Origin of the sequence: Sinorhizobium terangae, assembly GCF_029714365.1 — a bacterium.
GTDB lineage: Bacteria > Pseudomonadota > Alphaproteobacteria > Rhizobiales > Rhizobiaceae > Sinorhizobium > Sinorhizobium terangae.
The window spans coordinates 253,748-273,230 of sequence record NZ_CP121661.1; the positions used below are offsets into that span (position 1 = coordinate 253,748).

At 59.6% G+C, this 19,483-nt stretch carries 14 protein-coding genes and 6 pseudogenes; 4 read left to right on the forward strand and 16 right to left on the reverse strand.

Annotated features, from left to right (window positions below; genetic code table 11):
• Nucleotides 1–57: 57 nt before the first annotated feature.
• From QA637_RS29460 to QA637_RS29530, 14 genes and pseudogenes are all read right to left on the reverse strand, one after another.
• Complete coding sequence (locus QA637_RS29460) at nucleotides 58–1,383, reverse strand: dicarboxylate/amino acid:cation symporter (protein ID WP_283068011.1); 1,326 nt, start codon at nucleotides 1,381–1,383, stop codon at nucleotides 58–60.
• A 439-nt stretch (nucleotides 1,384–1,822) separates the two neighbouring features.
• A pseudogene (locus QA637_RS29465) lies at nucleotides 1,823–2,060 on the reverse strand (hypothetical protein); the annotation flags it as partial.
• 1,019 nt (nucleotides 2,061–3,079) lie between these two features.
• Nucleotides 3,080–3,478, reverse strand: a pseudogene (locus QA637_RS29475) (recombinase zinc ribbon domain-containing protein); the annotation flags it as partial.
• Nucleotides 3,438–3,671, reverse strand: coding sequence for a helix-turn-helix domain-containing protein (locus QA637_RS29480; protein WP_283068012.1), 234 nt, complete (start codon nucleotides 3,669–3,671; stop codon nucleotides 3,438–3,440). The pseudogene QA637_RS29475 and the gene QA637_RS29480, both read right to left, overlap by 41 nt.
• A 365-nt stretch (nucleotides 3,672–4,036) precedes the next feature.
• Nucleotides 4,037–5,680, reverse strand: a complete 1,644-nt coding sequence (locus tag QA637_RS29485; protein ID WP_283068013.1) for an MFS transporter — start codon at nucleotides 5,678–5,680, stop codon at nucleotides 4,037–4,039.
• A 241-nt stretch (nucleotides 5,681–5,921) separates the two neighbouring features.
• Nucleotides 5,922–6,455 carry a UPF0262 family protein gene (locus QA637_RS29490; protein ID WP_283068015.1) on the reverse strand — a complete coding sequence of 178 codons (534 nt, stop codon included), beginning with the start codon at nucleotides 6,453–6,455 and terminating at the stop codon, nucleotides 5,922–5,924.
• A 457-nt stretch (nucleotides 6,456–6,912) separates the two neighbouring features.
• Nucleotides 6,913–7,920 (reverse strand): helix-turn-helix transcriptional regulator, encoded by a 1,008-nt coding sequence (locus QA637_RS29495; protein ID WP_283068016.1) that lies wholly within the window; start codon nucleotides 7,918–7,920, stop codon nucleotides 6,913–6,915.
• Nucleotides 7,917–8,482, reverse strand: a pseudogene (locus QA637_RS29500) (UPF0262 family protein). Before QA637_RS29500 ends, QA637_RS29495 begins: the two are co-directional and overlap by 4 nt.
• Complete coding sequence (locus QA637_RS29505) at nucleotides 8,479–9,063, reverse strand: UPF0262 family protein (RefSeq protein ID WP_283068017.1); 585 nt, start codon at nucleotides 9,061–9,063, stop codon at nucleotides 8,479–8,481. Before QA637_RS29505 ends, QA637_RS29500 begins: the two are co-directional and overlap by 4 nt.
• A 228-nt stretch (nucleotides 9,064–9,291) precedes the next feature.
• Entirely contained in the window at nucleotides 9,292–10,737 is a 1,446-nt protein-coding gene (locus QA637_RS29510) for a Glu/Leu/Phe/Val family dehydrogenase (RefSeq protein WP_283068019.1), read from the reverse strand.
• A 42-nt stretch (nucleotides 10,738–10,779) separates the two neighbouring features.
• Nucleotides 10,780–11,277, reverse strand: a complete 498-nt coding sequence (locus QA637_RS29515; RefSeq protein WP_283068020.1) for a UPF0262 family protein — start codon at nucleotides 11,275–11,277, stop codon at nucleotides 10,780–10,782.
• 15 nt (nucleotides 11,278–11,292) lie between these two features.
• Complete coding sequence (locus QA637_RS29520) at nucleotides 11,293–12,474, reverse strand: acetyl-CoA C-acetyltransferase (RefSeq protein ID WP_283067430.1); 1,182 nt, start codon at nucleotides 12,472–12,474, stop codon at nucleotides 11,293–11,295.
• A 72-nt stretch (nucleotides 12,475–12,546) separates the two neighbouring features.
• On the reverse strand, nucleotides 12,547–13,176 hold the full coding sequence (locus QA637_RS29525; protein WP_283067429.1) for a 3-oxoacid CoA-transferase subunit B: 630 nt from the start codon (nucleotides 13,174–13,176) through the stop codon (nucleotides 12,547–12,549).
• 16 nt (nucleotides 13,177–13,192) lie between these two features.
• Nucleotides 13,193–13,891: a CoA transferase subunit A gene (locus tag QA637_RS29530; protein ID WP_283068021.1), complete on the reverse strand. Its 699-nt coding sequence runs from the start codon at nucleotides 13,889–13,891 to the stop codon at nucleotides 13,193–13,195.
• Between the two features lie 463 nt (nucleotides 13,892–14,354).
• On the opposite strand from QA637_RS29530, the pseudogene QA637_RS29535 reads away from it, so the two are divergent.
• From QA637_RS29535 to QA637_RS29545, 3 genes and pseudogenes are all read left to right on the forward strand, one after another.
• Nucleotides 14,355–14,814 (forward strand): annotated as a pseudogene (locus tag QA637_RS29535) (transposase); the annotation flags it as partial.
• A gap of 258 nt (nucleotides 14,815–15,072) precedes the next feature.
• Nucleotides 15,073–16,443 (forward strand): MmgE/PrpD family protein, encoded by a 1,371-nt coding sequence (locus QA637_RS29540; protein WP_283067450.1) that lies wholly within the window; start codon nucleotides 15,073–15,075, stop codon nucleotides 16,441–16,443.
• A 242-nt stretch (nucleotides 16,444–16,685) separates the two neighbouring features.
• A pseudogene (locus QA637_RS29545) lies at nucleotides 16,686–17,893 on the forward strand (aminotransferase family protein); the annotation flags it as partial.
• A 250-nt stretch (nucleotides 17,894–18,143) separates the two neighbouring features.
• On the opposite strand, the gene QA637_RS31100 reads toward QA637_RS29545, so the two are convergent.
• On the reverse strand, nucleotides 18,144–18,341 hold the full coding sequence (locus QA637_RS31100; protein ID WP_428843195.1) for an ATP-binding protein: 198 nt from the start codon (nucleotides 18,339–18,341) through the stop codon (nucleotides 18,144–18,146).
• A gap of 38 nt (nucleotides 18,342–18,379) precedes the next feature.
• The gene (locus QA637_RS29550) at nucleotides 18,380–18,529 is read right to left on the reverse strand and encodes an ATP-binding protein (RefSeq protein WP_283068022.1); all 150 of its coding nucleotides are present in this window, start codon (nucleotides 18,527–18,529) and stop codon (nucleotides 18,380–18,382) included.
• Nucleotides 18,530–18,625: 96 nt separating this feature from the next.
• Here QA637_RS29550 and QA637_RS29555 point away from each other — a divergent pair.
• Nucleotides 18,626–18,871: pseudogene (locus QA637_RS29555) on the forward strand (integrase core domain-containing protein); the annotation flags it as partial.
• Between the last annotated feature and the right edge of the window lie 612 nt (nucleotides 18,872–19,483).

The window sequence follows — 19,483 nt, forward strand, 5'->3', positions numbered from 1 at the left end:
ATCTGGAAAACCAGACCGCGCCAAGCCGCACTTACCGTGCGTTGCCCTGGGAGGCAACTATTCGGCGGGCTGGACGGCCGCCGGGATGGTTTTGACCGGCACTTCACCCGCAAGTGCCGCAGAGAGCTGCGCCCGGTCGAGTTCGCCTTCCCACCTCGCTACGACCAGCGTCGCAGTTGCATTGCCAATAATATTGGTGAGCGCCCGGCATTCCGACATGAAGCGGTCGATGCCGAGGATCAGCGCCATGCCGGCGACCGGTACCGAGGGAACGACCGAGAGCGTTGCGGCGAGCGTGATGAAGCCCGCGCCGGTGATGCCGGCAGCGCCCTTCGAGCTCAGCATGGCGACAAGCAGCAGCAGGATCTGGTCACCGAGGGACAGCGGGATATCGGTCGCCTGCGCGATGAAGAGCGCGGCAAGCGTCATGTAGATGTTGGTGCCGTCGAGGTTGAAGGAATAACCCGTCGGGATGACGAGGCCGACGACGGAGCGCTTGCAGCCTGCCTTCTCCATCTTGTTCATCAGGCCCGGCAGCGCCGCCTCCGAGGAGGAGGTGCCGAGTACGAGCAGCAGTTCTTCCTTGATGTAGCGGATAAGCGCGACGATCGAGAAGCCGTTGTAGCGCGCGACCGCGCCAAGCACGATGAAGACGAAGAGGAAGGAGGTAAGATAGAACGTGCCGATCAGCATCGCGAGATTGGCGATCGACGCCACGCCGTACTTGCCGATGGTGAAGGCCATCGCACCGAAAGCGCCGATCGGGGCGGCCTTCATCAGGATCGCCACCAGGCGGAAAATCGGCAGCGTCAGCGCTTGCAGGAAATCGACCACCGGCTGGCTTTTTTCGCCGACCATGGCAAGCGCGATGCCGAACAGGACCGAGATGAACAGCACCTGCAGGATGTCGCCCTCGGCGAAAGCACTGACCAGCGTCGTCGGAATGATGTTCATGAGAAAGCCGGTGACCGACTGCTCATGCGCCTTCTCGGTATACGTAGTCACCGCCTTCATATCGAGCGAAGCCGGATCGATATGCATGCCGGAGCCCGGCTGGACCACATTCGCGACCACGAGACCGACGATGAGCGCCAGCGTCGAGAAGGTCAGGAAGTAGATCATCGCCTTGCCGGCGACGCGCCCGACCTTGGCGAGATCGGTCATGCCGGCGATACCGGTCGCGACCGTCAGGAAGATGACCGGCGCGATGATCATCTTGACGAGCTTGATGAAGGCATCGCCCAGCGGTTTGAGCTCGGTGCCGACATCCGGATAGAAATGCCCGAGCAGGATGCCCGCAGCGATCGCCGCGAGGACCTGGACATAGAGATGCCGATAGAGCGGTGTCTTGCCGCGGACCTCCGCGGAATGTTGTGCGATCATGATATCCTCCACGCGGGCCCAGTCCGGCAACAGGCCGGGCCTCCCGGGCCACCTTTCCGAAGATCGACAGCACCGCTGCCTTGTAGAGCTATCGAGCAAACGGCATGCCAACGGACCGCGGCTCGATTAGCACCCTGAAATAGTGAGGCATTTTTCTTCGAGCGCCGGAGCGCAACATAATCGTGTGCGGAAATCCGCAAGATCGACCGGGCAATGGGCGAAAACATACACAATGCTGCCAAATTCAGACCGGCGATGGACGACCTTTGTGCATTGCGCGCTCGCGTGCGGCAGGGATGGTCCCGGCCCATGCTTGTGCGACGCGGGCCGGCAGGCCATAGAAGACGAAATCTCGGGCGGAGGGGTCCTTGCCGACGTAGCCGAGGAATTCCAAGTACGATCAAACAGGACATGACGACTCCGGACGCTCGGCCACGTTTCACGTCGTCATCTTCCTTCCAGCGTTGACGTTGCCCGGCTTGCGACCCCGCGGCGTATAGCCGTTCTTCTGCTATTGGTCCTGACCTTCGGTGACGCCTGTTGCTGCCGCTCATTGATGTGAGCCAACACATCGGAGGGCCGCTTGCTGGCAGTGATTGCTACATAGGTCACGCGCTGATCCCTATCGAACACGCGGTAGGGCAGGCATGTCCTTTCCAGCGCCCGTCGAGCCGGCCATGCGGGCGGTTTCGATTCCAGCTGTATGCGTTCGGTCCTGATTGACCGCACGGCCGGTTCCTGGTCGCCTATGGGCTCGCTCGAATACCTTGATGCCACGATCGAGTGTGCCTGTACTTCGCCGAGGACGAGGGGAGACTTTCCCATGCGAGCAGCAGTGTAGAGGAAGAGCGAGCGCTTTCAGCGCGTTCACCACTTGCGCGGTCAGCTACGCGAGATCCTGCCCAAGTCCAGGAAAGCCCGTGTGTCCATGCCCCATCATGGTGAGGCGAATGAGAGCAAAACCGGGCGGCAAGCGGCGCAGACCTTTACCAATCCCTGTGATGGTTAATTTGCGTAAAACCCGACTCGTTGTTCAGCCTCCAAATGATGTCGCGTAGGGCAGCCGTCCGAAAAACCGGACCTGCCGTGTGTCTCGTGGTCGAAGCGACGGCCGTATCGCCGGAAGGTCGTATGGTTGTGCCGGGCTGTGGACTGATGCGCAGGCCGAGGCCTTCGTGCGATCGCTCACGCGCCATTTCATTGGCAGTGACGCAATAGCAATCGCTCAACTCAGCTATTGACCTGCTGCGGATCGACAAAGGCGCGGCGCCTGAACACGCGGAAAATCGTCGAGCGATAATGGGCGATGGGTTGTGCTGCGATCATCATGTGTGGAGCGGCCGTTTGTTGCAAGAGAGAAAATCTGTGATGCGCTCTGGTCGGGTGCAAGCCATGTGTCCGGCCTTCGCAAGGCGGCGCATATGGCCGCAGGCCCTGATGAAGTCCGCGGATCGGGTTCCAATCAAATTAGCGCGCTCGATGCACCTTGAGCATCTCTGATTTATCCAACCCCCGGTTCGACCAGTTTGCCATCACATCTCACCACCCCTCGCTACCTACCGTCCAGCATTCCTATTCGAGTTTGCCAAACGGAAGATTCGATTATGCAGCACCAACGTGAGCGATATAGGCCTGGTTGGGCGCCAGCAATGCCCAGGCGCTCTGTCTTGTTGGCCAGAGCCACCGGAGAGACCAGCCGGGCCGGCTTGCGGCGACTGGCCGCTTGCGCCTCGGCCTCGGCGGCGGCCGCGATGGCGCCGGGCTGGACGACCTGTAGAAGCGATTCTTCAATGGCGTCATCAACACGTAGTCCGCCGAAGGCGATGCAGCGCGGCTCGGCATTATCCGTCCAGCCGCGACTGCAGCTGTAGCACGGAATCTGGTGCTTCATCCCGGACTAGCGGATGGTCAATTTGCGTCCGCAGCGCCGGCAACAGATCAGCCCGGCGAGGAGCGCACGGCCGTGATTGGGCGCGCCATGATGCCGGCTGGTGGGAACATTGCTACTGACCATCGTCCGGATCGCCTCGGCCTTCTCCCAGCTGACATACCCTTCATGAGCGTTTGGCATCAGCGCCAGCCACTCCGGCCGCGCTCACGCGGGAAGCACCGTAGCCGTAGGCGGCCTTGTAGAGAACCGAGAAGCGGCTGGGATTGGAAAACCGAAGGCTCGGGGCCAAGTCGGTAATGCTCTCCGTTCGGCCGGCCTTGATCGCGCCGTGTGCTGCAGGCAGCCTGTAGCTACGGAGAATGCCAACCGGCGAGTCTCCGCGGTAGGTGCGGAACATCCTATGCAGCGCCCGAGGCTGCAGCCTGCGGCGCCGGCAAGATCGTCATCGCCAATCGTTATCGGGTTGAACAAGTTCTGACGCATGAAAGCCTCGGCCTTGAGGCATGTGAAACGTCACGAAACTGCGAACCTCGATAGCGATTCATTTTCCTGAAGTTTCGCAGGCGCTTGCAACGTGATTCGCGGGGAATGGATCCCGTCGATCAGTGATTTCAATCGCGCCGGCCAGCACGAAAAAGACACTGCAGCGCGTCATATTGCGTCTGGGAATCGCCTCAAGACTGACGGTATGCTCCGGGCTCAGGATCGCGCTTGTGAACAGATGCTGCTTGCTGCAGTTGAGCCTTATTAGGCTTGGGGAACTCACCGCTGCGGTATGATGGGAATGGGTGGATCGGATTTTCGGACTGCGCCGGTCGGACGTTCGACCAGAATGCTCGTCCGCGGTGGATTTTCTTGTCTGTTCAGCAGCTGGAGCTTTTCGTCCAACTGCTTGTCGGCGGTCGTGAGGCGATGATTGAGCCGAAGATAGTCCGTCCAGGTGGGGGTCCGGAATGCTTCGACCCACCGCGACGGCTCCTGAATGTCCCGGGTGAGCGTCCAATGGCGGGCGCCGACGCGGCTCTGTACTCTCCGGCGCTCGCGCATGAGGTCGATGAAGAGTCCAACATTCTGTTCAGGTACTGAATATTCAGTCGTCACGAGGATCGGACCGCTTCGCGGTTTGAGATCGAGAGCAATTGCCGGCATGGCAAACTCGCCCAAAGGTTCAAGTTCCGAGTTCGACCGGTTGCTGATCGGCAGTTTCAACCCGAGAGCGCCGACCAGCAATGTTGTACCCGAAGACCATAGCAACGCGATGGCGAGCGAATGACTTTCCGCTACCGCGCCCCATAACCAGCTGCCGCCAGCAATGCCGCCATATGTGAACGCGCTGTAGATCGAGATGGTGCGGCCGGTGATCCAGCGTGGACTTGCCAATTGAACACTCACGCTAAGGCCGGACCACGCCGTCACCCAGCCGGCGCCGGCGGCAGCCAGCGAGACCGTTGCTATCACAAGCGAAGAGGTCAACGCCACCGAAAACGAGCACATCGCACAAGCAAGGCAGGCGAGGACTATCAAGCGCTCCTGCGTGAGCGTCCGCCTGAGCGATGCGTTTGTAAGGCCCGCCAACAGGGCGCCGGCACCGAAGCCCCCCATCAGAATGCCATAGGCGATGGGACCCCCCTTCAGATGGTCACGGGCCACCAGGGGCAGGAGTGCCAATGTCGAAATGCCGGCAAGACCGAACAGTGTTCCCCGCGCGATGGTCGCCTTGATTTCCGAAGAGATGGCCGTGAAACGCAGCCCGTCATAGATCGCGGTCGCCAGGGATTCGCGGGGCAGGGTTGAGGAGCGGACCTTCCAATTGTTGCGCCACAGGGCGGCGAGCGGGGGAACAAAGCCGAGGGTCGTAAGACCAAAGGTGACCAGTGGCCCGAAGGAGGCGATGACGATACCGCCCAGTGCCGGACCTACGCTTCGGATCGTATTGAACCCGACGGACATAAGGGTAACGGCGGATGGCAGGTCTCGCCGCTCGACAATGTCGCCAACGGAGGCCTGCCAGGCCGGATCGTTGAGCGCGATCCCGCATCCTGCCAGAAAACTGAAGCCGAGTATGATCCACGGATCCGTCACGCCGAGGGCCATGAGAACAGTCAGCAACGCGGAAGCCGTCATCATCAGGCTGCGGCCGATAATCATGATCGTGCGCCGGCTGAAATTGTCAGCTACGGCTCCGACAAAGACAGCCATGAAGAACGCTGGTAAGGTCGATGAGGCCTGAACCAGCGCAACCAATGTGTCTGACGTCGAGATTGTCGCCATGAGCCAGCTTAGGGCCACAGTCTGCATCAGCCAGCCGAGGCTCGACACTTGGGTCGCGAGCCAGATCGACCGGAAGGTCGCATTCTTCAGGGGCGCCATTAGCGTTGTGGAGTCTTCCTTGGCCGCCATGGTCATTTGCCGGGCTCCCTCTGTGGTCTATGGGTTCAACTGATAGCGCCGTTGTGGGGGGGTGAGTAAGCCGCAGGTGTGCCGCCTTAAAGCCGCGACAGACCCGCATCCTAGTTTAAAGTGTACTGATCTGAGGAATAGCGGATTGCCCGGAGAGAGTTTCGGATTCGGCGGCGGTCATCGGGAAACGCCGCCAGATACAGAAATTCCCGAAACTCGGGAATTTTGGTCCATTTCTTCCAATCCATCATGCCCGACCCTGTATTCGTCCGCCATAGTCTTTGCTGTGCATGAGCAAGACATGGATCAATGTGAACAACCGACGGGCGGTATCGGCGTCTACGGCAACCTTTGACCACAGGCGCCTCTTGAGCAGTTCCGCAGCCTCGTTGTGAATGGCTCGCCGTCCCGTATCGATCGCCTCGAGCCTTTCAGGGTTCGCGCGCGCCATGGCGTCGTAGTAGCTGTCGCAGACAAGCGCGTAATCCTTGAGCAACCGGCGGACGGGCGTAAGCGACAAGTGGTGACCCGTGACATGCTCCGCTTTGTCGGTCGTGATGGTCATCATAAGGCGCGCGTTCGCCAGGGCAAGGCAAAGGCGATAGGGTCCACCGCCATGTCCGACTGGCGTGAATGTGTTCTTGTCCAGAAGATCGAAGATGGCGATGGCCTGTTCCCGCTTCAGTTGCGGATTGGCCTGACTGTTCAAGTCACCATCAAGCGACACGGCACACAGTCGCAAGCCGGTAGTACAGGCAGTAGAAACCGTTGCTGCTGTCACGTCACGCCTCATGCGATTGCTGTAGAGTCCGCAGCCGCGCCTCGTGCGGCATTGAGAAAAAGATGGCTGCCGCCGAAGCGTGTTCGACGACAGCCAGGTCGCCCTGGGAGGGGTCGGGCGACGGAAAGGTGAGGTACTGGCGCTCCCGGGACCGGCTGCGGTATCGCTGTCCGATCCGGCCGATCTGGCCACACGCCATTTCATTGACACACGCAGAAATTGGAGAAAAAAGCGGCTGCCGTTGAAACAGATTCAACGACAGCCGAATGACTCCGAGAGGACGGGGAAAGAGTCGCTACACGTAGGGTCGAAGTATGTTCAGGATCGATGGGTTGCTCGGCATGGATCATTTTGCCGGTATGTAACGAACACTTGCACGTCTCGACCGCAGAGACCTCGGTCGTGCGCTTCACTGCAAGCGGCTTCCACATAGCGTGATCCAGGTCCGTCTGTTTCATCAGCATTCGTCGCTTTCAGCATTCTCCATCTTGCCCTTATCGCGTGCGAAGCGCAGGGCGGAGGAGGGACTGCAGCCGTAGGCGCTCCTGTAGAGAACCGAGAAACGACTGGGATTGGAAAACTGAAGGCTCATTGCCAAGTCGGTAATACTTGTCATTCGGCCGGCCTTGATCGCGCCGTGCGCTGCAGCCAGCCTGTAACTACAGAGAATGCCAATGGGCGAGTCGCCGCGATGGCTGCGGAACATCCTCTGCAGCGCCTGCGGGCTGCAGCCTGCAGCGACCGCGAGATCGTCGATGGTTATCGGGTTGGCCAAGTTCTCCCGCATGAAGGCCTCGGCCTTGAGGAGTTGCCTTGGGGCATCCGTCAGCGATCCGCGCCCGAATTCCTCGGCGAGGTTGTGCGGCGTCTTGGCAAACAGCTTCGCCAGTGCCAACTGTTGGTACGCTTTTGCCACTATCGGTCTCACTTCAGAAGAGACGGAAGAAAGATCTTCTTCTGCCTGTCTCAGCGTTCGATAGAGGCCCAGCCGATCGCCTTCACAAAACCTGATCGGCGGCAGCACGAATTCCTGGACATATGGCCGCCCGGTCAAGTCCTCAAAGTGTCGCCGCAAGGTGGGCTCGGGAATGTGGAACGCCAACCACGAACTGTGAGGTTCGATAGCCAGACGTTTTCCAGAACTTTCGCAGGCGCTTGCAACGTGGTTCGCGGGGATCGATAGAACCGTGCGCGCCGTGCGATCACTAATTTCCATCGCGCCGGCCAGCACGAAATAGATGCTGACGCGCGCCGTATTGCGTCTGGCGACGGCGCCGATACCCACGGAATGCTCGATGGTCACTATCGAGCCTGTGTGAAGATATTGTCGCCTGAACTTGAGTGAGCAATCCTCATCCGAATGGGCCGTGATCGTCCACCGCCAATTCGGTTCGACGGCATCAAGATTGCGCCGGATCGCATCATTCGAACTTGCATCGAAGCCAATACTTCTGAGCACACTCATCCGCTATGCTCCCTTTTAGTCAGACCGCGACTCGGTCCCAATTGGTGGCGCGGGGCTGCGCCTTCGTTGTCATTATTGGAGGGTGCGCTCGGCGAGCGTCGCATGAGCAGCACGTAAATCAGCGTGAACAGCCGTCGGGCGGTGTCTTTGTCGACGATCACCTTGGCCGCGAGCCGCTCTCTCAGTACTTCGGCGGCGTCGTTGTGAATGGCACGACGGCCCATGTCGATTGCTTCGAACCTGGCGGGGCTCGCGCCCGACATTGCGTCGTAGAAACTCTCGCAGGTCAGGATGTAGTCCTTGAGCAGCCGGCGGAAGGGAGCGAGCGACAGAAAATGGCTCATGACATGTGCGTCCCCGCCTCGGTTGCGACTGCTAGCTGCGCCCCCGCCAAGGCGAGGCTGAGGCGATAGGGCCCGCCGTCATGACCGACCAGAATGAAGGTGTTCTTCTCGAGCAGGTCGTAGACGGCAATGGCGCGTTCCCGCTCGAAGTGGGGACTGCGACTGCTGAACGAGCCGTCAAGCGTCACATGGCACAGTCGGAACGCGGCGGCGCTCATCGACGTTGCTCCGCTCGCGAGGCTTCAATGCCGATTGCGATGCCCACTCCAGCACCGGTGCAGAGCTTCCTCAGACTGGGTTGTGGCACTTCTGGAACCGCTGCCGGATCGCGTTCTGCAAAGAGCACATAGATCAACGTGAACAGCCGCCGAGCGGTATTTTTGTCAACAGCGATCTTCGGTGCGAGCCGCGCTCGAAGCAGTTCCGAGGCGTCGTCATGAATTGCCCGACGGCCCGTGTCGATTGCTTCGAGCCTTTGCGGGATCGGGTGTATCAAGGCGTTGTCATAGCTTTCGCAGATCAGGAAGTAGTCCTTGAACAGCCGACGGAACGAAGTGAGCGACAAGGAGTGCCTCACGACATGTGCGCCGTTCTCCGTCGAGATATGCAGCGCCAGGCGTTCATCTGCCAATGCAAGACTGAGACGATAGGGCCCGCCCTCATGACCGACGGGAACAAAGGTGTTGTACTCCAACAAGTCATCGACGGCGATCGTCTGTTCGCGCTTTAGGTGCGAGTTGCGGCCGCTCAAAGAACCATCAAGCGACACGTCGTAAAGCCGGAACATGGCGGCGGTCATCGCTGTTGCTCCGGCGCCTATTCTGCCGCTAGTGCAGAGCTTCGGCAGGCTCGATTGCAGCGCTTCATTCTGATTCGGTTGAAAGCTGTCAAGATTGAGTAGCTGTCTGCGCATGGTTTCATAAATCTTCTGAGCACGTTCTTCCGGTATGTTTCCGAACTTGCGGCTGACTTGAGCCCGCCGCGATACGTTATAACATCGCATAACCTATCTTATGGAACCTGGAAATCATATCCCGATCGCCTCGTAGGCTTCGGCAATCTGCCGGATGGCACCGACATATGCGGCGGTTCGGTAATCACCGAGCTCAGGCTGTTCCTCCATTAGGTCGGCGATGCGGGTCCAGGTGCTGCGCATGACATCCTCCAGTCCGGAACGAACGAGATCGACTTCAGCGCCGCCTTCCAGGAACTCGTCGCGGATATCGGCGGGGAATTCCTTGCCGGTCATGCGCTCGAGTGCCGTTGCGATGGTCTGGTTGCGCCTTTCGCGCCGGCGCCGCTCCATCAAGCCGAAGGGAATATGCGTCAGGTTCTTCACCCACTCGAAGTAGCTGACGACCACACCGCCGGCATTGACGTAAAGATCGGGAAGAACGGTGATCCCTCGGGTGCGCAGAACCTTGTCGGCCTCGAAGGTGACCGGGCCGTTGGCGGCTTCGACAACAAGCTGTGCCTTGATGCGGTCTGCATTACCGGCATGGATCGCATTTTCCATCGCCGCCGGAATGAGCACGTCGCAGGTCTGCTCGATCCCCGTCATATCACCCGGATAGGACGTGGCACCTTCGAAGCCGAGGATGCTGCCGGTCTTAATCTGATGGTGCTTCAGCGCGTCGATCGCCAGACCATCGGCATTGGCAACATAGCCATCCCGTTCTGCGACGACGGTTATCCGAGCGGCATCCTCTTCAGAGAGGAACTTTGCTGCGTGGTAGCCGACATTGCCGAAGCCTTGGACGATGACCGCAGCACCCTTCAGATCGCGCTTGCCGTTCAGGCCGGCAGTGCGCCCATCGCGGAGATAGCTCTGGATGGCGAACTGGACGCCTCGACCGGTTGCTTCGGTCCGGCCGGCAATGCCGCCCTTCGACAGCGGCTTACCAGTGACGCAGGCGCGCGCATTGATGACATCGGTCGGATTGGCGCGGCGGAACTCGTCCATCATCCAGGCCATTTCCCGCTCGCCAGTCCCGATGTCGGGTGCCGGAACATTGACGCCGGGGCCGATCAGGCCACGTTTGTTGAGTTCCTGGGTGAAGCGGCGGGTGATGCGCTCGAGCTCTTGCGGCGTCCATTCGCGCGGATCGATTTTCAGCGCGCCCTTCGAGCCGCCGAACGGCACATCGACCAGCGAGCATTTGAGCGTCATCAGCGCTGCCAGCGCCTCGACCTCTTCCGCATCGGCATTCGATGCATAGCGGATGCCACCCTTCACCGGCTCGCAATGCTCGCTATGGACCGATCGCCAGCCGATGAAGCTGTACATGCGCCCTCGCAGGCGAACGCCGAAGCGCACGGTGTAGGTCGAGTTGCACTGCATGATCCGTTCCGACAGGCCTTCCGGCAGGTCGAGGAACGTCATTGCATGGCGGAAGTTCTGGTCAACGCTATTCAGGAAGCCAGCGGAGCTGGTTTCTCCGGCCTGTACGTTGCGTTGGGGTATTGCATTCACTTGGGGTTCCTCCTTGGTCGGAAATCTTGAGCCGCAGCTGCCTCAGCTCAGCAGAACTCGGTGGTCAGCGCTTCGCACGAGGAGCGCGTATATCAGCGTGAACAGCCGGCGGGCGGTGTCGTTGTCGATGTTCACTTTCGCCGACAACCGGCTTTTCAGCAGTTCGGCAGCCTCGTTGTGGATGCCGCGCCGGCCCATGTCGATTGCTTCCAGCCGCTCAGGACCAGGGTGGCGGACGGCGTCATAGTAACTCTCGCAGATGCGGGTGTAGTCCTGTAGCAGCCGGCGGAAGGGGGTGAGCGACAGGTAGTGACTGACGACGTGCTCGCCCGCATCGTCGGCAATATGCAGCACCATGCGCCCATCTACGGCTTCGATCTTGAGGCGATAAGGCCCGCCGTCGTGACCGACCGGCATGAATGTGTTGCAATCTAGCAGGTCGATGATCGCGAGCGCCTGCTCTCGCTCAATGGTCGCGTCCCGGCCACCGAACGACCGATCGAGCGATACGTCGTAGAGACGGTACTCGGCCGAGGTCATGACCCTGCCCTCCCCTCACAGGGCTTCCACGCACATGGCGACACCCATGCCGCCGCCGATGCAGAGCGTCGCCAGTCCCTTCCTGGCGCCGCGGCGCTTCATTTCGAAGAGCAGTGTGTTGAGCACGCGGGCGCCGGAAGCACCGATCGGATGGCCGATGGCGATCGCGCCACCGTTGACGTTGACGATCGACGGATCCCAGCCGAGGTCCTTGTTGACCGCGCAGGCCTGGGCGGCGAAGGCCTCGTTGGCTTCGACCAGGTCGACATCGCCGATCGCCCAGCCGGCTTTCGCCAGCGCCTTGCGCGAAGCCGAGATCGGGCCGGTGCCCATGACCTGCGGATCGACGCCGGCCGTTGCCCAGGAAACGATGCGGGCAAGCGGCTGGATGCCACGCCTGGAGGCCTGCGCCTCCGTCATCAGCAGGGTGGCGGCGGCGCCATCATTGAGGCCGGAGGCGTTGCCGGCGGTGACCGTACCCTCCTTGTCAAAAGCCGGGCGCAGCTTGGTCATCTGGTCGAGCGTTGCGCCATGGCGGATATATTCGTCCTGGTCGACGGTGACGTCGCCCTTGCGGGTCTTGACGACGAAGGGAATGATTTCCTCGGCGAAACGCCCAGCTTTCTGTGCAGCCTCGGCCTTGTTCTGCGAGGCGAGCGCGAAGGCGTCCTGCTCTTCGCGGCTGAGCTGCCACTGGCGGGCGACGTTCTCGGCGGTGATGCCCATATGGTAGCCGTGGAAGGCGTCGGTCAGGCCATCCTTGATCATCGTGTCAATCATCTTGTAGTCGCCCATCTTCACCCCGCCGCGAAGATGCGCGCAATGCGGCGCCATCGACATCGACTCCATGCCGCCGGCAACGATGATGTCCGCATCGCCGGTGGCGATCTGCTGCATGCCGAGGGCGACCGCCCGGAGGCCGGAGCCGCAGAGCTGGTTCATGCCCCAGGCGGTTCTTTCCTGTGGGATCCCGGCCTTCATTGCCGCCTGGCGGGCCGGGTTCTGGCCTTCGCCGGCCTGCAGGACCTGGCCGAGGATCACCTCGTCCACCTCGCCGGCTTCGACGCCGACGCGCTCGAGCACGCCCTTGATGACGGCGGCGCCCAACTCGTGCGCGGGCGTGTTGCCGAACGCGCCGTTGAAGGTTCCGACCGCGGTACGTGCGGCGCTGGCGATGACGATCGATGGGGTGCTCATAGTGATCTCCTCTCTTGTTCCTGCGAAGCCGACAGCGTGCCGGGTCCAGCGTCTCGGCAATAAGCCGAAGCCCTAGTTGACGATGGTCGCCTCGGTGGCGCTGCGGATCTCGCCGTCGCTGACACCTTCGGCCAGCTCGACCAGCTTCAGCCCGCCCTCGACGACGTCGAGGACACCGAGATTGGTGATGATCCGATCGACGACGCTCTTACCCGTGAGCGGCAGGGTGCAGGCCTTCAGCACCTTGGACTCGCCTGCCTTGTTGGTGTGGTCCATGACGACCACCACCCGCTTGACGCCGGCAACGAGATCCATCGCGCCACCCATGCCCTTGACGAGCTTGCCGGGGATCATCCAGTTGGCGAGATCGCCGTTTTCGGCAACTTCCATGGCACCGAGGATCGCCATGGCGATCTTGCCGCCGCGGATCATCGCAAAGCTCTGTGCCGAGTCGAAGAAGGCCGAATGCGGCAGCGCCGTCACCGTCTGCTTGCCGGCATTGATCAGATCGGCGTCAATCTGGTCTTCGGTCGGAAACGGGCCGATGCCAAGCAGGCCGTTCTCCGATTGCAGCGTCACATGCACGTCGTCCGGAATATAATTGGCGACCAGCGTCGGTATGCCGATGCCGAGATTGACGTAGGTGCCGTCTTCGAGTTCGCGGGCAGCGCGCGCCGCCATCTGGTTTCTGTCCCAGGCCATGTGTCTCCCCCTGCCCTCAAGCCGCTGCGCGCACGGTGCGCTGCTCGATGCGTTTCTCGTGCTGACCCTGGATCAGACGATGCACGTAGATCCCCGGCACATGTATCTGGTCAGGATCGAGGCTGCCGATCGGCACGATCTCCTCGACCTCGGCGACGCAGATCTTGCCGCAGGTGGCCGCCGGCGGATTGAAGTTGCGGGCCGTCTTACGGAAGACGAGGTTGCCGGATGTATCCGCCTTCCAGGCCTTGACGATCGAAAGATCGGCGACGATCCCGGTTTCGAGCACATAGATCTCGCCGTTAAAGATCTTCTGCTCCTTGCCCTCGGCAACGACGGTGCCGGCCCCGGTCTTCGTGTAGAAGCCGGCAATGCCGGCGCCGCCTGCACGCATGCGCTCGGCAAGCGTCCCCTGTGGGTTGAACTCCAGTTCGAGCTCGCCGCTAAGGTACTGCCTCATGAACTCGGCGTTCTCGCCGACATAAGACGAGATCATCTTCCTGATCTGCTTCGTCTTCAGCAGCACGCCAAGCCCGAAGTCGTCGACGCCGCAATTGTTCGATGCGATCGTCAGGTCTTTGGCGCCCGCCTCGCGGATGGCGTCGATCAACAGTTCCGGTATGCCGCAAAGGCCAAAACCGCCCGCGGCAATGAACATCCCGTCGAACAAAAGATGCTTAAGGGCAAAGCCCGCATTCACGTAAACCTTGTTCATCTCAATCCTTGAAGCGACAACATAACTGGCCGATGAGAGCGCCTTCCGCCGCTCGCCTCATCTGACTAAATCCGATAGAGCTGGGAGATCCAAATTCCCAAGTTTAGTCGTCGGAGGAATCTATTCATAAAAGAGCGCGGCGCGAGCGATGAGTGTTATTCGTTCGAGTAAAAATTTATGCCTCTTCAAGAATAATCTGCACGAAGCCTGATTATTTGCGCCCCCTTGAGGCGACCTCATCACATGCTCATAGACGAACATCCGCAAAAAAAGGCAACGTCAAGCGATGCCATGACTAAACGTCTAATTTCTGCGCGGACCTCACGGCCGTGCGCGAGCGCTGACAATACGCAGGAGAGGGAAAACGCCTGCCCAATCATCATCGTCAGGATGTCCTCAACGGGCCCAGGCTGTGTGAAAACGCCGGACATAATACCCTTTGACATGAGTCGAGGGGGGCTTCATGAAGCGGTATATCGAGGGTGTCGACAGGAGCCAGGGTACACTGCGTCCCGAGCAGTTGGATGACTGGGTGCATGAGGATAGCCCAGTTCGGGTGGTGGACGTCTTCGTTGATGAGATCGATCTGGCCGATCTCGGATTCGTGCGCTGTGAGCCAAGCAATACCTGGCGCCCAGGTTATCATCCCTCGATCCTGCTCAAGCTCTACATCTACGAACCGCATCCAGTCGAGCCGGCGTCTCGAACGCGAAGCTGGACGCAACATCGAGGTGATGTGGCTGGTTCGGCGTCTTGTCCCTGACCATAAGACCATCGCCGATTTTCGACGCGATAACGGTGGTGCCATCAAGAAGGTCTGTACCGGCTTTGTGCTGCTGTGCCGCGAGATAGGGCTTCTCGCCAAGCCGAGTGTTGCGATCGACGGCAGCAAGTTCAAGGCGGTCAACAACCGAGGGCGCTCGAAGGCAAAACCGCCTACCATAACGCTTGAGCCACGTCATATCCCACAATTGGCCACGGCATTAGCGTTTTTACACAGCCAGGGTCCCTTGCGGTCAGCATGAGATCCGCGCCGGGTTTGCCCAATAACAAAATCCTCGGGAGCATAACCATCCCACGACGGCCAATACTTCTATTTGGCTTACACTGAAGTAATCGCAGGTGAGATCTGAATTGTCGCACCTACCCACTACAAGCGTCCTGTCATCGCGGCTCATAACATGACTCTAACAGAAGATGTTTCCACCAAAGTCACTACGCTGACCTTTGACGCACTTCCTCAGCAGGTTCGCGACAAAGCCAAGCTTCTTGTTTTGGATCTGGTTGGCTGCATGATTGCGGGGAGCAGAACGCGCGGCGCGGTGCAGTTGATGCCCCACCTAACCTCTACCGACTCGGGTGGTAATTGCAGAGTGTTCGGCACGTCGCTGAAGTTCCATCCCGGCAACGCAGCCCACGCTAACGCCAATAACGCCAGCATGCTCACCCTTGATGACTCCTATGTCCTTTTTGGTCACCCAGGCTCTTCTGTGATTCCGGCGGCTCTTGCAGTTGCCGAAGAGATCGACGCCTCAGGCAAGGATCTGATCACGGCTATTGTTGGCGGCTACGAAATGTCACTCCGATTGGGTGCCGCCATCAGGCCCAGTGAAAATCGCGATCGCGAGGTGAAGGGTCTCGGTACTTGGCAAATATTCGGGGCCTGCACTGCGGCAGGCCTATTGCATCGGTTCGATGCTGACCAGATGGCCGACGCTTACGGGCTTGTCCCAATGCATGCTCCGCTGCCGTTCCTGCGGAAGTTCCACTCGCGGCCAATGAGCCTTCTTAAAAACAACTACGGTTGGGCAAACAAAGGCGCGATCATGGCCGTAGATCTCGTCCGTACGGGGTTCCATGGCAACCGCACCATCTTCGATGGGGACGACGGGTTTTGGATAATGGCTGGCTCGGACCGTTTTGAGCCCGAGGAAATGCTTGGCCGTTGGGGCGAGCGATATTTTACCATTGAGACAGGCTTCAGAGCGTTTGGTGTGTGCCGATGGATACATACTTCAATCGATTCGCTTCGTTCGATACTGGCCCGCGACAAGTTCGACCGTCAGGACATTGAGCGGGTTCAAGTCGAAACCGTGTCTGAATTTGTACGTGACTTCAACGGTCCGTGGCCGGAGTCAACGATCGAGGCGGCGTTTCATATCCCTTATGCACTCGCGCTCGAGCTGCATGACAAGTCTTCCTCCACCGGGCTCCGGGAGGAAGACCTTGGAGATGAGGAATTAAAGAAAACCGCAACGAAGATCAGGCTCTCTACGCTGAACCATGCCGATGACAAATTTTACTCGAAAAAGCTGCTGCCGGCTCGTGTAACCGTCATCCTTAAAAACGGTGAGACTCTATCTGCCGAGGCAGAGATTCCGACCGGAGCCCCGGGTGGTCCGGCTTTTGGTCAAGCTGAGGTCGAAGCCAAGTTTCTTACCCTGGCGACACCGCACATAGGTCAATCAAACGCAAATCATCTGATGGAAGCGCTCCTTAAGTTGGAGGCTCTCTCCGTGCGCGAAGCATTGCAATTCTGCGCGACACCCTGATGGCACCGAACATGCGCACCGCCATCACCGTCGCACGCCGACTTCGAAATTACCTCAATAATCAGGATCAGGTCATAAATGTCGACTCAAAGCACCGAGCCCAAACTCGATCAAAGGGAACCTTCAGGAAGCGCTTTTTACGCCGGTCGCGGCGTTAGCCAAACGCCAATGATTACGCACGCGAAGGGCATTTTTTCTGGGACACAGAAGGAAAGCGCTATCTCGACGGATCTTCTGGAGCGGTCGCCGCGAATATCGGCCACGGGAACGAGCGTGTGCGTGACGCAATGATGGAGCAGGCCAGTCGATTCAGTTACGTGGTCCGCACAGCTTTCACCAGCGAGGCGACCGAAACCCTTTGCAAGATGGTAGCGGATCTTGCCGGGCTGGGTTTTGATCAAACGTTTCTTGTTTCGGGTGGCTCTGAGGCCATTGAGGCCACTTTAAAGCTCGCTCGCCAATATGCTGTCGTGACCGGCCAACCGAAACGGTCCAAGATCCTTGCGCGACTGCCAGGCTACCATGGGTCCACGATGGGTGCCGCTGCTGTCACGGGGGATCCTGACCGCGACGAGATGTTCGGACCGATGATGCGGATCATGCCAAAGGTCCCAGCACCATTGAGCTACCGCATTCCTGAAGGCTTCGATGTCGACTCCTATGCTGACTACTGCGCCAATGAACTTGAACGACAAATTCTCGCGGAGGGTGAGGACACCGTCTTGGCCTTCATCATGGAGCCGGTTGGCGGCGTTGCGACCGGCGCGCTAGTCGCTCCGGATCATTACTACAAGAAAGTGCGGGAGATCTGCGATCGGTATGGTGTGTTACTGATTTTTGATGAGGTGATGTGTGGCGCGGGTCGGACGGGCACCTTCTTGGCTGCTCATCACTGGCCAAATGCCCTGCCGGATCTTGTAGCCTGCGCGAAGGGATTGAGTGCAGGCTATACACCGCTCGGCGCCATGATTGCGCCGAACAGGATCGTCGACAAGGTGGTTGAATCAGGCGGCTTTCTGCACGGTCACACATATTCCGGCAACCCCTTTCGTCGGCGATCGGTGTCGCGGTTCTCAGGGAATTGGTAGATCAAGACCTAATGACGAATGCAGAGCGAATGGGGAACCTCCTGCGGCATAAGCTAACCGTGTTGAAGGATCGGACTAATACAATTGGCGACGTGCGAGGATTGGGTCTGCTGAATGCCGTGGAGATCGTCGAGGACAAGGCGACGAAGGCAATTTTTCCGGCGTCCAGCCAAGCCTCTTACCGAGTTTCAGCGATCGCCCGCGATCTCGGCCTACATATTTATGGACGCCGCGCCGCGAGCGGAAAATTCGGCGAGTGGTTCATGGCAGCTCCTCCGCTCATCATAGCCGAAGACGAAATCGACCTCTTCATGGAACTGCTTACAGAGACGTTCCGCATTTTTGAGAGTGAGATCCGATGAGCGGTGCTAGCACCTATTGTCGGCTCAGACACCCTCAACAATCCGGCCTAGATATCCAGGAGAAACTTCCCGTGAATACGATGAACCGCGCGGGCGGTATTGCGCTGGACAATGATCTGCTAGGAGCAGCAACGCGATGGCGCCGGGATCGAGCGTTCTCCCGCGCGCTTATTGCCATCTTTCAGCCAATGTCAAGCGAAACGACGAATTGACCCCTTTGCCGAATTGAAGAACCGGCCCCCTCATTGGTTTACGGTTTCGTTGGGTTCGAGCGGCGCTTTTCGCGAGACCGGTAGCGGTCGCCCCGGATAGCGAGCATCGTCGAGTGGCGAAGCAGGCGGTCCGATATTGCCGCGACGACGACAGGGTCCTCAAAAGCACTTGCCCATTTGCCCCTGAACGGTTGGAGGTGATCAGGATCGAAATTCTCGTAGCACCGGGACGCCATCTCGTCGACGATTAGGAATATCGGCCGCGACAAGATCGTCAACTGCTTGTCGAGCGAGCCGTCGGTGGGGCCTTTGCCAGCACCGTCACCAGCGTGGTCGCCGTGACGAACTGCACGTTGTAATTCTGGCGGATAGCCTCGCGGCCGAGGCTCACAGCCAGATGCGTCTTGGATCCAATGAACAGCACGGTATCGCTGTAAGCGATCCAGCGGCAGGTCGCATGCTAAATCTGCCCCTGATCCAATGAGAGCTTCGCTTCGAAGTAGAAGCCGTCCAGCTCACGCGGCGGCTCGCCATCAAGCACATCCGCACCAGGCCGTTGCGCCCAAGACCAAGGGCAAGGCCGAACGCCTCGTCCAGACGGGCTTGCGCGAATGGGTCTATCTCAAACCCTACGACACATCGCAGCAATGCGCTGCCGACCTGCCGATCTGGCCGCTACGATTGGCATCGCCCGCATGGCAGCCTAAAATCTAAACCGCCCATCAGCAGACTCGGCCTCACCGAGGACAACTTGTTTAGGATCCACACTTCGAGCGTGCTGAATCTCATGCTCACCGGCCAACAGCGGTCCGCTGTGGGAGGCGGCGCGGGTTATTGTCTGTCTATTGAAGTTCGAAGGGGCCATTCCGGGTCGCATCAGCCAAGCCTGTGGCGCGAAAGGCTGCGAACACGCGATGCGGGCACCGACTTGATCAGCAGCCACCCGAGCGAGCCGTCGTCTACCGCGAGTTGCGGCGCAGCTGGTCACCGCCGAGAAAGGACCACCGCTGATTATAACGCGCAGCCTAACAGGCAGATCGTCGCGCAGACCGACCGATGAGTGCTGCCACTGGCCGGTCAGCCGCACCAAGCCGCTGTCTGATATCGTCCTCGACGCAAATAGCGATGTCGATCACGTCAGAAAATCGAGCTAAGGCAACGGCAACATCGGCCTGAGCCTCATCCAGGGACCGAGGCGGGCACCCCTTCGACAGTGAAACGGGTCGCGCCTCCATGCTGGAACGCGACTATGTTTTTGCTACGGCACGCGGACGCGCCAGGCAATCGCCCCTGACACTCGATTCTTTCGCAACTTCAGGAACTCCCGGGTGGGTAGCAACCCGTCGCGACAATTTGCCAAAGGCCGCCATATCTATCC

Bases quoted from the DNA above. Each gene is read 5' to 3' on its own strand.
- QA637_RS29460 (WP_283068011.1), bottom strand. From the start codon at position 1,383: ATGATCGCACAACATTCCGCGGAGGTCCGCGGCAAGACACCGCTCTAT.
- QA637_RS29480 (WP_283068012.1), bottom strand. From the start codon at position 3,671: ATGTTCCGCACCTACCGCGGAGACTCGCCGGTTGGCATTCTCCGTAGC.
- QA637_RS29485 (WP_283068013.1), bottom strand. From the start codon at position 5,680: ATGACCATGGCGGCCAAGGAAGACTCCACAACGCTAATGGCGCCCCTG.
- QA637_RS29495 (WP_283068016.1), bottom strand. From the start codon at position 7,920: ATGAGTGTGCTCAGAAGTATTGGCTTCGATGCAAGTTCGAATGATGCG.
- QA637_RS29505 (WP_283068017.1), bottom strand. From the start codon at position 9,063: ATGACCGCCGCCATGTTCCGGCTTTACGACGTGTCGCTTGATGGTTCT.
- QA637_RS29515 (WP_283068020.1), bottom strand. From the start codon at position 11,277: ATGACCTCGGCCGAGTACCGTCTCTACGACGTATCGCTCGATCGGTCG.
- QA637_RS29520 (WP_283067430.1), bottom strand. From the start codon at position 12,474: ATGAGCACCCCATCGATCGTCATCGCCAGCGCCGCACGTACCGCGGTC.
- QA637_RS29525 (WP_283067429.1), bottom strand. From the start codon at position 13,176: ATGGCCTGGGACAGAAACCAGATGGCGGCGCGCGCTGCCCGCGAACTC.
- QA637_RS29530 (WP_283068021.1), bottom strand. From the start codon at position 13,891: ATGAACAAGGTTTACGTGAATGCGGGCTTTGCCCTTAAGCATCTTTTG.
- QA637_RS29540 (WP_283067450.1), top strand. From the start codon at position 15,073: ATGACTCTAACAGAAGATGTTTCCACCAAAGTCACTACGCTGACCTTT.
- QA637_RS31100 (WP_428843195.1), bottom strand. From the start codon at position 18,341: ATGGCGTCCCGGTGCTACGAGAATTTCGATCCTGATCACCTCCAACCG.